This window comes from Acinetobacter sp. 'aerobic (ED)' (assembly GCF_904886855.1).
Lineage (GTDB): Bacteria > Pseudomonadota > Gammaproteobacteria > Pseudomonadales > Moraxellaceae > Acinetobacter > Acinetobacter courvalinii.
In genome coordinates, this window is record NZ_CAJHGI010000003.1 from 385200 (window position 1) to 399464 (window position 14265).

16 protein-coding genes are annotated in these 14265 nt (G+C 42.3%); 7 read left to right on the forward strand and 9 right to left on the reverse strand.

Annotated elements, in window-relative coordinates:
- Positions 1–28 precede the first annotated feature (28 nt).
- The gene (locus JO943_RS07950; RefSeq protein ID WP_005227529.1) at positions 29–1123 is read right to left on the reverse strand and encodes an AI-2E family transporter; all 1095 of its coding nucleotides are present in this window, start codon (positions 1121–1123) and stop codon (positions 29–31) included.
- Positions 1124–1430: 307 nt separating this feature from the next.
- Here JO943_RS07950 and JO943_RS07955 point away from each other — a divergent pair, with 307 nt between their 5' ends.
- The gene (locus JO943_RS07955) at positions 1431–1781 is read left to right on the forward strand and encodes a hypothetical protein (protein WP_202740467.1); all 351 of its coding nucleotides are present in this window, start codon (positions 1431–1433) and stop codon (positions 1779–1781) included.
- A gap of 81 nt (positions 1782–1862) precedes the next feature.
- Here JO943_RS07955 and JO943_RS07960 read toward each other — a convergent pair whose 3' ends face one another.
- Positions 1863–2507: a ParA family protein gene (locus JO943_RS07960; RefSeq protein WP_005227525.1), complete on the reverse strand. Its 645-nt coding sequence runs from the start codon at positions 2505–2507 to the stop codon at positions 1863–1865.
- A gap of 130 nt (positions 2508–2637) precedes the next feature.
- Here JO943_RS07960 and JO943_RS07965 point away from each other — a divergent pair, with 130 nt between their 5' ends.
- Complete coding sequence (locus tag JO943_RS07965; protein ID WP_004775965.1) at positions 2638–3105, forward strand: Holliday junction resolvase-like protein; 468 nt, start codon at positions 2638–2640, stop codon at positions 3103–3105.
- On the opposite strand, the gene JO943_RS07970 is transcribed toward JO943_RS07965, so the two are convergent.
- Positions 3102–3737 carry a class I SAM-dependent methyltransferase gene (locus tag JO943_RS07970; RefSeq protein ID WP_202740468.1) on the reverse strand — a complete coding sequence of 212 codons (636 nt, stop codon included), beginning with the start codon at positions 3735–3737 and terminating at the stop codon, positions 3102–3104. The genes JO943_RS07965 and JO943_RS07970 overlap by 4 nt on opposite strands.
- Before the next feature lie 167 nt (positions 3738–3904).
- Between JO943_RS07970 and JO943_RS07975 the strand changes: the two genes are divergently transcribed.
- The gene (locus tag JO943_RS07975) at positions 3905–4468 is read left to right on the forward strand and encodes a hypothetical protein (protein ID WP_202740469.1); all 564 of its coding nucleotides are present in this window, start codon (positions 3905–3907) and stop codon (positions 4466–4468) included.
- 61 nt (positions 4469–4529) lie between these two features.
- Here the strand turns inward: JO943_RS07975 and JO943_RS07980 are convergent, their stop codons facing one another.
- Both JO943_RS07980 and JO943_RS07985 read right to left on the reverse strand, forming a co-directional pair.
- Entirely contained in the window at positions 4530–5090 is a 561-nt protein-coding gene (locus JO943_RS07980) for a hypothetical protein (protein WP_032868611.1), read from the reverse strand.
- A 19-nt stretch (positions 5091–5109) separates the two neighbouring features.
- Positions 5110–5889, reverse strand: coding sequence for a class I SAM-dependent methyltransferase (locus tag JO943_RS07985; protein ID WP_202740470.1), 780 nt, complete (start codon positions 5887–5889; stop codon positions 5110–5112).
- 121 nt (positions 5890–6010) lie between these two features.
- Here JO943_RS07985 and JO943_RS07990 point away from each other — a divergent pair, with 121 nt between their 5' ends.
- Complete coding sequence (locus tag JO943_RS07990) at positions 6011–7285, forward strand: hypothetical protein (RefSeq protein ID WP_202740471.1); 1275 nt, start codon at positions 6011–6013, stop codon at positions 7283–7285.
- Between the two features lie 63 nt (positions 7286–7348).
- On the opposite strand, the gene JO943_RS07995 is transcribed toward JO943_RS07990, so the two are convergent.
- Positions 7349–7963 (reverse strand): hypothetical protein, encoded by a 615-nt coding sequence (locus tag JO943_RS07995; RefSeq protein ID WP_202740472.1) that lies wholly within the window; start codon positions 7961–7963, stop codon positions 7349–7351.
- A 617-nt stretch (positions 7964–8580) separates the two neighbouring features.
- Between JO943_RS07995 and JO943_RS08000 the strand changes: the two genes are divergently transcribed.
- The gene (locus JO943_RS08000; RefSeq protein ID WP_005227511.1) at positions 8581–8892 is read left to right on the forward strand and encodes a hypothetical protein; all 312 of its coding nucleotides are present in this window, start codon (positions 8581–8583) and stop codon (positions 8890–8892) included.
- A 73-nt stretch (positions 8893–8965) separates the two neighbouring features.
- Positions 8966–10321, forward strand: coding sequence for a S8 family serine peptidase (locus JO943_RS08005; protein ID WP_202740473.1), 1356 nt, complete (start codon positions 8966–8968; stop codon positions 10319–10321).
- Positions 10322–10415: 94 nt separating this feature from the next.
- Here the strand turns inward: JO943_RS08005 and JO943_RS08010 are convergent, their stop codons facing one another.
- Complete coding sequence (locus JO943_RS08010) at positions 10416–10820, reverse strand: hypothetical protein (RefSeq protein ID WP_202740474.1); 405 nt, start codon at positions 10818–10820, stop codon at positions 10416–10418.
- Between the two features lie 240 nt (positions 10821–11060).
- On the opposite strand from JO943_RS08010, the gene JO943_RS08015 reads away from it, so the two are divergent.
- Positions 11061–12563, forward strand: a complete 1503-nt coding sequence (locus JO943_RS08015; RefSeq protein ID WP_202740475.1) for a flavin-containing monooxygenase — start codon at positions 11061–11063, stop codon at positions 12561–12563.
- Between the two features lie 41 nt (positions 12564–12604).
- On the opposite strand, the gene JO943_RS08020 is transcribed toward JO943_RS08015, so the two are convergent.
- Both JO943_RS08020 and JO943_RS08025 read right to left on the reverse strand, forming a co-directional pair.
- Complete coding sequence (locus JO943_RS08020; RefSeq protein ID WP_202740476.1) at positions 12605–13027, reverse strand: hypothetical protein; 423 nt, start codon at positions 13025–13027, stop codon at positions 12605–12607.
- 99 nt (positions 13028–13126) lie between these two features.
- Positions 13127–14230, reverse strand: coding sequence for a hypothetical protein (locus JO943_RS08025; RefSeq protein WP_202740477.1), 1104 nt, complete (start codon positions 14228–14230; stop codon positions 13127–13129).
- Between the last annotated feature and the right edge of the window lie 35 nt (positions 14231–14265).

Consider the following 14265-nt stretch of genomic DNA (forward strand, 5'->3'; position numbering starts at 1 on the left):
TGGTGACAAAAAATTAAACAAAATAAACCTATTTGGTTTCAGATGGAGCATCCAGTGTTGCAACCGGTTCATCCACATTTTCATGCAGCCATTCACGCCAGATCGCCAATAGAATCGCCAGGATCACAGGACCAATGAATAGACCGACCAAGCCAAAGCTGGCAATACCACCCAGTACCCCAAACATGATCAGGATAAACGGAATCCGGGTTGCACCTGAAATCACCAACGGTCGAATCACATTATCCGAACTGCTGACAATCAGCACGCCCCACAGCACCACCCCAATCGCTTCCATGGTTTGGCCTTGCGCAAAGAGCCACAGGCCAACACCCAGATAGGAAACCGGTGTGCCAAAAGGAATCAGCGCGAGGATAAAAGTCACCATGGTGAGTAGCATCGGATTTGGTACACCCGCCACAAAGTAGCTCAGACCTGCCAGCAGGGCTTGTGCCACTGCAGTTAAACCAACGCCATAGACTACGGCACGGGTGGTTTCTGAAATGGTGTCCAGATAATGATGCACACGTGGGCCAATCACCATTTCCAGGGCACGGCTCACCTGAGCCAGAATCATTTGCCCGTCACGATAAAAGAAGAACAGGGTCATGATGGCAAAGGTCAGTTTGACCAGATTACGGCTAATTTCACTCAGCACAAAACGTCCATAACTCAAGTGGCTTTGAATCCATTCCGCAATATTCTTGGTAATGCTGTTCGGATCATTACTGAGTTCATTTACGGTACGGCTGATATCCTTACCAATGATGGGCAGGTTCCTGATAAAGTCCGGAATCTGGATATGACCCGAGAATAGTTGACGTTGTAAATTGAAATATAAATTGCGTCCTTCCAGTTGCAACATGAAGATTGCAAAAATAAAAGGAATTCCGATCACTAAAATCACCAGCGTAATCATCAGTGTGGCATTTAGGGTAGGACGGTTTTCACCAAAGAAACGACGCTGTACCCATAAATAAACAGGCCAGGTCATATACGCAATAATGGCCGCCCAAAGCACAGGGACAATAAAGTATTTGAGAATACTGAATCCCAAAAAGAGCAGGACAAAGAACAGTCCAAATAGCAAAACGCGTTGTAATATGGGAGCGTATTGTTGCACAAGCGTCCGTCTCTAAAAGTAAAATACGAATAAAATCATATTAACTGAAAAATCTGCACAGTAAAATTTCATTCGGTAATTTCACCTTTAAATGTTTTGCTCCAGCAACAGCATAAAATTTAATATGTCAGCGCGTTCGCTGGTGAGATATGTAAAAAACAGGAAATAATGTTCAGCACAAAATACATGAACTCACGCTGGCAACATTTACTATCGAGTTTAATACAGGAGTCAGCAACGAGTTACAAAGCGTATTGTTAGATTAAATCCATCACGCATCCATAAATGAATTTTAAGGAGTAGTTCGATGGCTTATTCAAATAATCACAATCAATCACCTGAAAAAGCAGAATCGCAGAATCAAGCAAAAACGAATCCTAACGATGTTTCCCAGCCCAATGACAACGTTGCAAACCTATTCAATAACGATAAAGTCAGCTATCAAGAGGTTGAAGGGCTAATAGATACCGAGCAATTGCAACAGAGCTTAGACCAGAACGCGACTTCGCAGAACCCTGAGGGAAGTCATGGTAATGAAAATATTCGTAAAGCGGCAGAAAATCTGGATCGTGACGAAATGAAGCATAATCTGAAAGATGAAAGTGCTGAAAAAGACGGGCCGAGTGAAAATCCTGCACCGTTTATCACGCCTGAATAAACATCAAAGCTTGCTAAATCGAGCGATATCGAGAACCAAGCCTTTCACTGGTTTCATCTTTATGAGATGGAACCAGTGCATTTAAAACCATTCACTGGGATCGTCGACTAACTGGTTTAACACCGGTTGCCACTGGCTCTGGATACTGACAAAGTTTTTCTGGGTTTTATCAAAAATACTGAGACCCTGCATGGCCAATGTGCCGTAGGCACTCCGCTCGGAAATCCAGGCCACAGGTTCCTGTTCAATCTTGTTAAAGAAGTCCTGAATATCTTTAGAGCTGGAACTGTTCGGTTTGACCCGATTGGCAATCAGCAGGATTTGGACCTTGCCTTTACGAATGCGTTTAATGTCTTGCAAATGCTTGAGGAAACGACGGGTACTATCAATGTCAAAGAACGAAGGTTGCAGCGGCGTCACGATAGCATGCGCTTCGCTGACCAGTTGCTCCGCATGTTCACCTGACAGTGCACCAGGCGCATCAATAATTAAATAGTCCAGATTTTTCGGTGCTTCACCGATCGATTTTTCATGTCGCCAATCCAGACTCTGAATGCCAGTCACCGTCGCCGGACGCTGCTTTAACCATTGTAAAGAAGATTTCTGGTTGTCTGCATCGGCCAGCGCGACCTTATAGCCTTTTTGTGAGAGTGCGGCAGCGAGCGTGATCGCCGTCATGGTCTTGCCACAGCCACCTTTTTGATTTGCGATTAATATGGTTTTCATGAAATTAGATTTATTTAACTTGGCTCTCGTATTCAACCATACCTTAGCATCTTTTTAGCGCGAGTGTGTTACACATGACAAAAGTTTAATGTTGCAGTTAAATAGCGATATTCAGAAAAAGGAAGGTTTTATGTCGGTTTGGCTCGCAATGTTGATAGGTGGCTGTATTGGCGTCGTCATCACTACCATTATTTTGTCCAGTACCCGCAATGGTCGGGTACAGGCCGAATATGAAAAGTATATTGCCGAGCTGGAACTGGAACATAAACAGGCCTTGCTGGATGCACAGAAGCGCAGTGTCAATACCAGTCGGGCGGTGTTGAAGGGGAAAATGGCGGAACAGTTTGCACCGATCTTGCCTGAATTCCAGTATCTGCCCAGTGATGCCAAATTCCTCGGTGATCCGGTCGATTATGTGGTGTTTGATGGTTATACCGATTTCCGTGATGGCGATGGAACGGCCGAAGATATCGAAGTGATCTTGCTGGACATCAAAAGCGGTGGGGCACGCTTAAGCAAAGGACAGCAGGCCATTGCCCAAGCGGTTCGTGAAGGCCGGATCCGTTTTGAGACCTTAAGAATTGATTTTGAAGATTAATGCGGGATCTCTAATTTCTGTGCCCGGGCGAACAGCATCTTTTGCGCAATGGCCGGAATGCCTTCCGCATCAAAATATTGTTTTTCGATCAGTTTAAATTTGGCTTGTAACAGGTGCCGCTCCATATCGCGATTGAGATGGCAACCATCTGCAATACGCTTCTGGATCGGGGTGAGTAAAGTTTGCAAGGACTGTATTTTCGCAGAGTCTGGATGTTTGACATGTTCAACCAGATGAAAGGTCCCTGTCGGCTTGAGCACACGATAGATTTCTGCCAGTGCCTGATCAAGCTGGGCAATACTGCACAAGGTCCAGGTTGAGACCACATGATCCAGAGATGCGGTGGCAAAAGGCAATTTTTCTGCACTGGATTGGATATGCTTGATAAAGAATGGCGCCTGTTGAACCCGTTCAACCGCAAGCAGATAAATGTCCGGATTTGGCTCCAGCGCATAAAGCGTATCGACATTGCTATAGAAGGGAATATTCAGACCTGTACCAAAACCAATCTCGAGGACCTCGCCTTCGATCGGGAGCAATAATTCACGACGTCGATCCATCAGGCTGGCGGTTTGCATGACCTGATTCAGCAAATGAGGGAATATACGGCGTTGGTAAAATTGGTAAATCATACAAATCCATTCATTGATTCAAAATAAGCGGAGGGTCACTGCACCACAAAAATATGACCAAAGTGAGTTTGATTGTTACTAAAAAAAGCACTTTTTTTCACCATCTAAGCATACTATGAAGAGACGTGCTTTTCTAAGTTTTTCGTTATGTTGAGGATGATTGAGCCATGAAAAAACGTCTGTTGATGAGTTTGTGCATGGTTGTTGCAATTGGGCAGACACATGCATCGACCAGTGGGGAAGAATACAATATTGCCAATGGTTTAGCGCCCGTTGTGAAATATCAGTCGATTTCGGTACTCAAGCCGTTTGACGGCAACTTCCGGATTCTCGGTTCAAAACTCTATCATGATGATGAGCAAGCCAAATTTTCTCCGATAGATTATGCGGTCAGTTTGGGACTGTTTGCGAATCCCGAGATTGCACGAACCATTGATGTTCAACAATATGACCGTTACCTGAACTGGAAAATGAAAACATTACTGGTCCCACCCGATCAGGCCATCAAAATGGTATCGAATATGCACATTATTCCTGCCAACCCAGAGATTGCCAAACAGATTAAACAGGTGAAACGTGGTGATCTGGTGCAGTTAAAAGGTGAGCTGGTCGAGATTCGTGATAAGGATCTGGTGTGGAAATCATCGCTTACCCCTGGAGGTGTCGGTGATGGGGCCTGTGAACTGTTCCGTGTTAACTCGATTCAGTGGATTGAGAAACAGAATATTTAACTTGATGCTGTATTTAAATAAAAAAGAGGGCGCGAAATCCCTCTTTTTTTATGCATGTAAATTATTCTTCCTGTGCCTTTGTTTCAGCGGACTGAGTACTTCTCCAGTGATGTAACTGGCTTTGAGCATGTAGATATTCATTGAGCTGATCGACCGGCTGGCGAGTCTCCGTTTTAGCAGTACCCGTCTGGTCCAAAATTTTTGCTTGCTGTTCCCAATAATCATAGAGCAAGCCTTGAATATAACGGCCTTGCTCGGTTTTTAGTTCCAGATCTTTCAACATCGACAGCGCAGATTGAACATTGTCCTTTTGGCGTTGCTGTTCAAATTCCGGGGTTAAGGTATTGGCTTCTTTCATCTTGGCCAATTCCATTTCCATGCTATCGCTCATATCGGTAAAGCGGCGGTCATAGTCATCCAGTATGGCAATATCATGGCCATCATCTGCGGTTGCAGGGAACTGTTTGATCGGCAACTGCTTTAATTGACCAATCTCATCGTGGGCCGAACTGCTTTGCTGCTCCTGTTTGGCTGTCGGTTCTTTATCTTTATTACAAGCGCTCAAGAGCAGGGCTGAACTGAGCATACAGCTCAGGGCAAAGGTGGTTTTCATACTCGGCATGGATCAACTCGACAAATATTTAGTTTGCAATTTTCTGAAAATGATATGCAAAGGTGGTATAGGGGAAATCAATCTGATCTTGCGCAGTTAGACCGGTAAAATCAAATACGATTTGTTCAAACTTTGCTTTTAACTGTTGTTGTTCTGCCACTGGCATGGCGGCAATAAAGCTGGTCGATAGCAGACGCTTACTCACCACTTGCTCAACCGTACCGTGATGTTTCTGCTGGAAGGTCTGCAATTCAGCAAAGCTAAACAGTTGCTGCTGTTCAAATACCTGTTTCCATTGCTCACTGTGATAACGTGGAGTATCTCCTTCTAGCGGGGCAATTTCATCCGCCAGTGCGTTGACCCAGTCCACCGTGGTGTCGCGTTGATTCCAGATCAGCCCTAAATGTCCCGACGATGTTAATACCCGATGCATTTCCGTCAAGGTTTCAAGATTGGCAAACCAGTGGAACGATTGGGCACATAGAATGGCATCAATCGAGGCATCTGCCAGTGGCAAATGATCACTGGATGCCTGTATACATTTCACCTGTGGATGGTTGTGCTGAAGCTGTTGTAACATTTCAGCGACAGGCTCGACCGCAATCACTTTTGCCTTGCTTTGCAACAGGTAGGGTAAGAATTTGCCAGTCCCGGCACCAAGGTCAATAACAGTGGAATTTTCACCTATCTGGAGGCGATCTTGCAGCCAAACCGCAATATCTTGCGGGTAACTGGGGCGAACCTGCTGGTACAGTTCGGCACCTAAACTAAAGCCTTTTTGAGCGGCAGGGTGTAAGGATTGTGTCATCTTTTGCGCTTTTTAATCTGTCTTATCTCTATAAAATAAGATACTCCGCAATTATGGTTTGGCAAAGCCATCATTTGGTGACTTTTTGCTACAGACCCTGGATCAATTTCTCAGTGTGAGCATGGATAAGCAAATCGTATTTGAAGATGAACATATTCGCGTTATTTTTTTAAAAGGTTCAAGTGACACTTTAGTGGTTTCGTTCGGCGATTTGATTAGTCGCGCCAAAGGAATGTCCATTAATGCTGAAAAATCATTAATAAAATATCAATACAACGTCCTTGGCATTATGCCAAAACAAAAATCATGGTTTCCTAAAAGCAGCATGCTGCAAATGCAGCAACAGATATTGCCTATTTTGCAACAGTTTAAACAGATTGTCGGCTATGGCGGCTCCATGGGAGGCTATGCTGCAATTAAATATTCCAACTTGTTGAATATGCAAAAAGTGGTGGCCTTTGTCCCACAGTATTCGATCGATCCCGATGTGGTTCAGGATCGCCGTTATGCCGAGTTTTTTGATGCCAGCATTCATCAAGACATGCAGATTCAGGCTGATGAAGTCGATACATCGCGTGAATATATTATTGTTTACGACCCTTATTTTGCCGAAGATAAAGAGCATTTTTTAAAAATTCAGCCTTTATTGCCGAAGATGCATGTCATTCATTTGCCATTTACTGGCCATGAAGCACTTTCGGTGCTGGCAAGCTCGCAATTGCTGAATGATTTTGTCGAAAAACCTTTTGAAATTACTTATTTCTACAAGCGTGTACGTGAAGTTAAAAAGCAAAGTAAATTCTATTATCGTCATGTACTGGATGCCTTATTGGCAAGACATCATCAGGCCTTACTGAAGATTTTAGAAAACAATGAGTTTGAGCTGGATGAGCGCTATTTTGATGCGGTCATCAAGCAGAAGCTGGTACAACAGTTATTTAAGCTGAAACATGGCGGCGAGCAGAACCTGCATAAGTTGGGGATTCAGCCGCATTTCGTACAACACACTGATCATTCGAAGCCAACGCTCATAACGGCTCAACAGAGCTGTCTGGTCTTTAATCTGGTGAGTTTAAAACTGGAAAGTTATAGCGCTGAGACGCTTGCAGCCAATCTGAATTATCTTGTTCCGTTAAAAGTTGCGGACAGCGCATTGGTGCAACTCGAGCTGAATGATGAAACTTATTTATTGACTATGAATGATCGTGGTATTCACAAGCTGGTCAAGGTCGGTGAGGCTTTGGCCTTGGATCAGTCGCCGCTGGTGTTTAAACGTTATGCCGAGTTTTGTAGCATCAGTTATAAGCAACTGAGCTTAAGCTGTGATGAACAAGGCTTCACGCATTTTGTTGAAAATAATGTGGATGAGCAGACCAAGCTGCAATTATTTAATTAATTCTTTGCCATAAAAAAGCCCTTTGCATTGCAAAGGGCTTTTTTTTAGAACGGACTTAAAGGATTAGTTTGCACCAATTTTTGCGTTGGTATTCACATTGGCATTGACGCCTAGCACTTTAACACCGACATTGGCACCTGTTTGCAGGCCTTTCTTATCTGCATTCAAGCCAGTTTGGGCATTTACACCGGTAGTTTTACCGTTTACCTGTGCTTGTGCATTGGTTTGAGCACCTAAATTTAATGATTTAGGTTGGTTAGATGCCTTTTTGTCTTCAATACGTTTTTTGACATTTGCAGTGGTCTCCGCTGCAAACTCTTTCCCATCAACAGTTTTCTCTACTGCATAATCTTTAGTGTTTTTAATGGCTTCACCGGTTTTGTTCACGACAGTTGAACCGATATGAGTTGCTGTTCCAACGGTTTTTTGAGTTGCGCTTACGCCTGTATTGACAGCAGCGTGACCGACATTGTGTGCTGTATGACCTACGCCTTGTGCCACGTGACCAACGCCTTGAGCAGTATTTTTTACTGCGCCAGTCACGCCCTTAAGCAAGCCACCAGACTGTACGTTGACTTGAGCTGAGCCATTCGCATTGACTTCAGCGCTCTGTGCAAAAACAGAGGCAGAAGCAAGGATAGTTGTTGTCACGATAGCTGTTTTGATCATTTTTTTCATTGCGATTTCCTTAAGCGATGTACCGTAAAGCGGTACTTCATTAACGCAACTGCATCATAGCGAGCAAAAAAGCAAAAATGTGTGATTTTCATCAAAAATTACATCCAGATTACAGCTCAAACACACTTTGGTGAGAAATTATGAAGACTGGTTGTCATAATAAGCACGTGAAAAGTGATGTTTTTTAATTAATATAAAATCCTGTAAATCATCATTTTTATATTTTTAGGGCAAAACGGTTTTTAATCATTTCGAGTTATATTTTATCGAACCAAATATGAAAATTTAGAATATTTAAATAGGATTAAACCGGTTTAAAAATAATCAAAATCATGGCATTTTTATTGCTTGGTATAAATAGGTGAAATCGTAGTTGTACTTTTTTGAGTCATTTAAAGTTTTAGGACCCATTTTCGATTCCACCTCATTTTTCATTTTGAAGAATGAAATCGAGTTAAAAGATTTAAGGGATTTAGGTCCCATGAAATTTTTAATCGTTTTGACTTGAAATGTATATGTGAAATTTAAAGTGAATTTTTAAATTGTATTCGCATTATTTATAGAAAAACAACTGACAACCAGGTAATGACCAGTAACTCAAGCACTGGAGAATATAAATGAAACAGATTGCCGCATTTTTATTTGTCCTGATCGCACTTGGCGTGGTGGTGTTCTATTTTGAACCCGCAACGCCGAGCAGTGCCTCAGACGATACCGCAGTTTACCAGATGCGTCCTGAGCACTCAGGCAGCAGTTCAAGCATTTTAAAACCAGAGGAGGCCAAAACAGCAACACACACTACATCCGATATGTTGAATCAATTAAATACAACACAAAAAGATGTTCAATTTTATGACACCAAAAGTGATCCTTCGATACAACCGATTGATCCGGAAACCGACCCAGCGAATGAAATTAAAAAACTTTAAATACGCTGGATTTCTTTATCCAAGAAAACCAAAAACTCAAAAGTTCTTTATCCAAGAACGATGGAGATCCACAGTGAACAATAAAATTTTATTACTATTAAGCTTATCCGCTTTTCTAACTACCACTACCTCAGCTGCAACACTGAATGCAGTCCAACTCAAACAACGCCTGAGTTCTGCGGCATTAAATAAAGTACAGCAGGGTAAAATTAATATTGAAGCCCTGATCGATAATGATTCAAATGATTTATTGATCGAATATGATAACAGTGCAACCAGCACCACTTTTGGGCGAGAAAAACGTAGCCTGATTGCAGTGGGTAAAAATCAGTTCAAAACTAAATACAGCAAAGCCGCAGGCTTTCAAACCTTACGTGAGTTTAATGGCTTGCCTTTGGGCTTGTACCGGATTCAAAACCGCGAAACCTTGGCACAAGTGTTAAATGATCCGAGCGTTAAAGGGGTGTATCCAAACCGTAAAAATGTAACCACCACCATGGAAAGCCTCCCTTTAATTAACCAACCGCAAGCGGTTACAAATGGCTTTAACGGAGAGGGGACCAGTGTGGTGGTGATCGACACGGGCGTGAATTATAAGCATGCTGATTTTGGCTGTACCGCGGTAAATACCCCGGCATCGAGTTGTCGGGTGGTATATGCCTTTGACAGCGCTCCGGATGATAACAGTCTGGATGATGATGGGCATGGCAGTAATGTGTCAGGTATTATTGCTAAAGTTGCACCTCAAACCAAAATTATAGGGATCGATACCTTCCGTAAAATTCGTGTCAATGGTCAATGGGGTAGTACTGCCTATGACAGTGATATTCTGGCGGCCTTAAACTGGACCGTGAACAATGCCCAGACCTATAACATTAAAGCGGTGAACCTGAGTTTAGGGGTGCCAGGGGTAAAATATACCTCTGAATGTAGCAATAGCAGTTATAGCACCGCATTTGCCAATGCACGTGCTGCAGGTGTTGTGCCTGTAGTTGCGTCCGGCAATGATGGCTTTGCTGATGGTATTTCCTCACCGGCCTGTGTTGCAGGCGCTGTACGGGTAGGCGCTGTTTATGACAGTAATATTGGGGGTGTTTCCTGGGGTAATCCGGTGAAGTGTTCAGATCCGACTACTGCAGCCGATCAGGTGACCTGCTTTAGTAATGGCGGTTCACTGGTGACCTTGCTGGCACCGGGTGCCATGATTACCGCAGGCGGTGAAACTCAAGGCGGCACTTCACAGGCGGCCCCGCATGTTGCAGGCGCGATTGCCTTATTACGTGCCAATGATGTCAGCCCATCCGAGACGATAGACCAGACCGTGAACCGCTTGAAGGCAACAGGTAAGCCGATTCGCGATAAACGTACCGGTTTGATCTTCCCGCGTATTGATTTAGCTGCGGCCACCAGTGGACTCAATGCGAATTAAGCTGGGTTTAGAAGCTCAAGACTGATCCAGAAAATAGTTTAAAAGCCATAACTCGTTGCAACTAGAGATAGCAGCAACGAGTTTTTTTATGGCCTCAATGGCATTGCGCCAGTGTGCTGGCATTAAAATTACTTTGCAGTTTCTTGAAATTTGCCTGCACGGCAGGATCTTCAATATCAAATGCTGTGGAGGTGTTTGCAGAGGCACAGGTGGTATATTGTGTCGATGAGCTCGCTGAAATTAATCCAGAGTGATTGAACGTCCAGTGCTCTATGGCTTGTCCGCCGTCAAAGTAGCCGGTGAATTCAATAATGCAATTTTTATCCTGTTTCATCAGTTTCGCAATATTGCCTTCTGTTGTTGGAGAAGCGCCAATATTTTTAATCTGCTCTAATACTTGGGGAGTGGCTGGGCTCTGGTTTTGCAAGGTTGAACAGGCGGTGAAACTCATTCCACTCAGCACTGAGACTAACATGATCTTGAAGGGGCGATGCAGCATGGGCAAAATTCCGGTCCTGTGAATTAATCACTTCAGTGTGTGGTCTAGGGTCGTGAAGTTCAATGCATGTTTTGAGATAACACTGTAAATTTTAAGCTTATTTTTTTGAATGAATCCAACAGCAGCATGATTTGGCAAATTCTGTCAAAAATAACGCTATAAACGGCCTGTCTTGATAATGACCGTTTCAGAGCTTAATGCCATAGTGTTTTGGGCTTTAAGTACAGGGAACAAGAGGTCATGAAGACGAAGTCGAAAGCTGTAGCATTTCATCGGGTCATCGTCATTGGTGGCGGTTTTGCAGGATTAGGGGCTGCAATCAAACTGAAAGAAGCTGGCATCCATGATTTTATCTTGCTTGAGAAAGCGGATGAGCTGGGTGGGGTATGGCGTGAAAATACCTATCCCGGTTGTGCCTGTGATGTGCCTTCTGCCTTGTACTCCTATTCTTTTGAACCGAATCCTGCGTGGAGTCGGGTGTTCGCTGGACAGGTTGAAATCAAACAATATTTGCAAAATACCGCACTGAAATATCAGGTCATGCCGCATGTTCACTTCAATCATGAAGCCTTAGCCGCAACCTGGTCAGATGCTAAACAGTGCTGGATCATTAAAACCAATCAAGGCGAATTACATTCACAATTTGCGATTATGGCGTGTGGCCCGATGCATGAACCTGTGATACCGGATGTCAAAGGATTAAAAGACTTTAAAGGGGAAATTTTCCATTCTTCACGTTGGCGCCATGATCTGGATTTAACCGGAAAACGCGTAGCCGTTGTTGGTACGGGTGCATCAGCGATCCAGTTTATCCCCCAGATTCAACCTCTGGTAAAGCAACTGACGGTATTTCAGCGCACACCGCACTGGGTTTTACCGAAGTCGGATATGCCTTTACCTGCTCCGCTCCAGACAGTTTTTAAATATCTCCCTGTTACCCAATCGCTGATGCGTGGTTCGGTATACGGCATTTTTGAGAGCTTAAATGGCGGCTTACAAAGTAATGCAGCGATGCGACAAGTACAGCGTATTGCTGAATTTCATATTAAACAGGGAATTAAAGATCCTGAATTACGCCGTAAAGTCACGCCCAATTATGTGATTGGTTGCAAGCGGATTCTCCAGTCTAATGAATGGTATCCTGCTTTGGCACAACCGAATGTTGAAGTGGTGGCTGCTGCTCTCAGTGAAGTTAAAGACAACCGATTATTTACCAGTGATGGTCGCTGCGTCGAAGCAGATGTGATTATTCTCGGGACGGGTTTTGAAGTGGCTGAACCGCCGATTGCCCAACGAGTGTTTAACCGTCATGGTCTAAGCATGTCAGAAGTCTGGCAGGGTAGTCCGGAAGGCTATATGGGAACCATGGTGGCGGATTGTCCGAATGGCTTCTTGATGTTTGGTCCCAATATTGCGGTGAGTTCTTCGGCATTTATTATCATTGAAGCGCAACTGGCCTATATTATCGATGCACTCAAGCAAGCGATTCATCAAAATATTCAAACCATTGAACCCGATCCTGTACGGATGGCCCAGTTTAATCAGCGTGTACAAGCAGCCTTAAAAACCACGGTCTGGAATAAAGGCGGCTGTCAGAGTTATTTCATTGATCGTAATGGACGCAATAGTACCGTATGGCCATGGACAACGTTTAAGATGCGCCAGCAACTCAGTCATTTTAATTTAAATGAATATCTGATTGATCGTCAGGTTGCACCACAAACTGAACCCGTTTCCGTCTGATAAGTCAAAAAAACCTCTAGTGTAAGCTAGAGGTTTTTTGTTTAGTTTGATGAGGGCTGACTGAGTCCGGCACGCTCAATCGGCACATTGCCTTCGTTGGTTCCGACCACCGCATCTTTGGTGTCCTGCCATTTTTTAGCGGTATATTGTTTGGCTTTCTGGGTTTGCTCTTGCACGATTTCGGATTGTTCAGCGCTATATTGTTTGGTGCTTTGCCATTTTTCACTCATTTTTTGAGAGGTGTTTTCAGATGCACCCTGAATCGAGTTGCCCAAGTTCTGCATGCCTTTGCCTGTTTTATACAGCAATACACGACCGATGCTTGGGTTGTCGCCATATGGCATCGCTTTTTCAGCTTCGGCATTTGATACTGTTGCGGTGTTATTTGTGGTATCCGCTGCCCAGAGAGAAGACGAGGCCGTAAGTGCAGTGGTTAAACATATGAGTTGTACTTTATTCATCATCTTTTCTGTCCTTTCAGCGATCGTATCGCAATCGAGATTTTATATCTTATCGTTGAGTTGAAGAAAAGAGTAGGGATGATACAAAAAAGGAAAAAGAAGTTAGAAATGAAACAACTTCCATACAAAAGCTGCTACAAGACTAGAAATAACTCCATAAAATAATAAACTTATACTATAAAAATTCCAATTATTAACTTTATTAACTTTATTAAGTTTATTTTGGAATTGTGCTTCTAAATAGTTTGTTAAAATGATAAAAGATGGTGTTTGTAATCTTGATAAAGCATATTTGATATATCGAGATATTATAATTGGGAGTAAGAAAACTAAAAAACCTAAGCTGAGAGAGGAAATAAAAAGAAATTTGGCAGACTTTGCAGGTGTTTCTTGGATTGCTTTTTCAATATTTAGTTTTGATTCTTTTTCTAAGATACCGTTCTCATATATCATCTTGGAAAGGTGGGGGTTTTTAAAGTCTTTACCTAATGCTAAAGATATAATTAACTCATCTTTATTTGAGTTCCTATTATAGTTTTCTAAAATTGCATTTGATAAGGCAATATCTTGGTCTTTAGATTTGTTTATATCCATTTGATTTGTAAGTAAAAACATTACAGTTAAAAACATGAGTGCCATTGTTAATACTAAGTTTTTCTCATAACTATTGAACTTTTTATAGGTTTTTATCAGTAAATTATCTTCTTTACATATTTCATTTATTTTAGATAAAAACAGGTTTTGAATTTCAATTGCCCATGCTTGATTTGTATGAGTGATATTAAGAATTACTTTGTCGCTTTTTGCTAAAAAGCTTAGTTCGATATTTTGTGTCTCTACAGATTTATTTTTAGTAAATTTGTTGATAACTTTCCATGTTAAGGTGATTGTTTCTATTTCTAAATTAGTAATATCGTTGAATTTTAATAAAGATTCAATTCCATTAATTGTTCTATGAATATCATTTTGAAAGCCAATATCAATGGATAAATGGATAGCAAAAATATCTTTTTGATGTTCTAATTTTTGTTCAAGTAATCTATGGAATTGTTCTAAATCGTTCAAACGAATCGTAAATGTTTTTCCAGTACTTGTATATTTTAAACTTTCTTTATTTCCTAAAAACTCTAAAATAATTTTAGAAACAGTTTCAGTATCAAATGTAACCAAGGTTGCTACTTCATTATTTTGTGTTTGAATATTCATGATTCTTATCGAGTTAAAAAAAACCGCTAATTTAT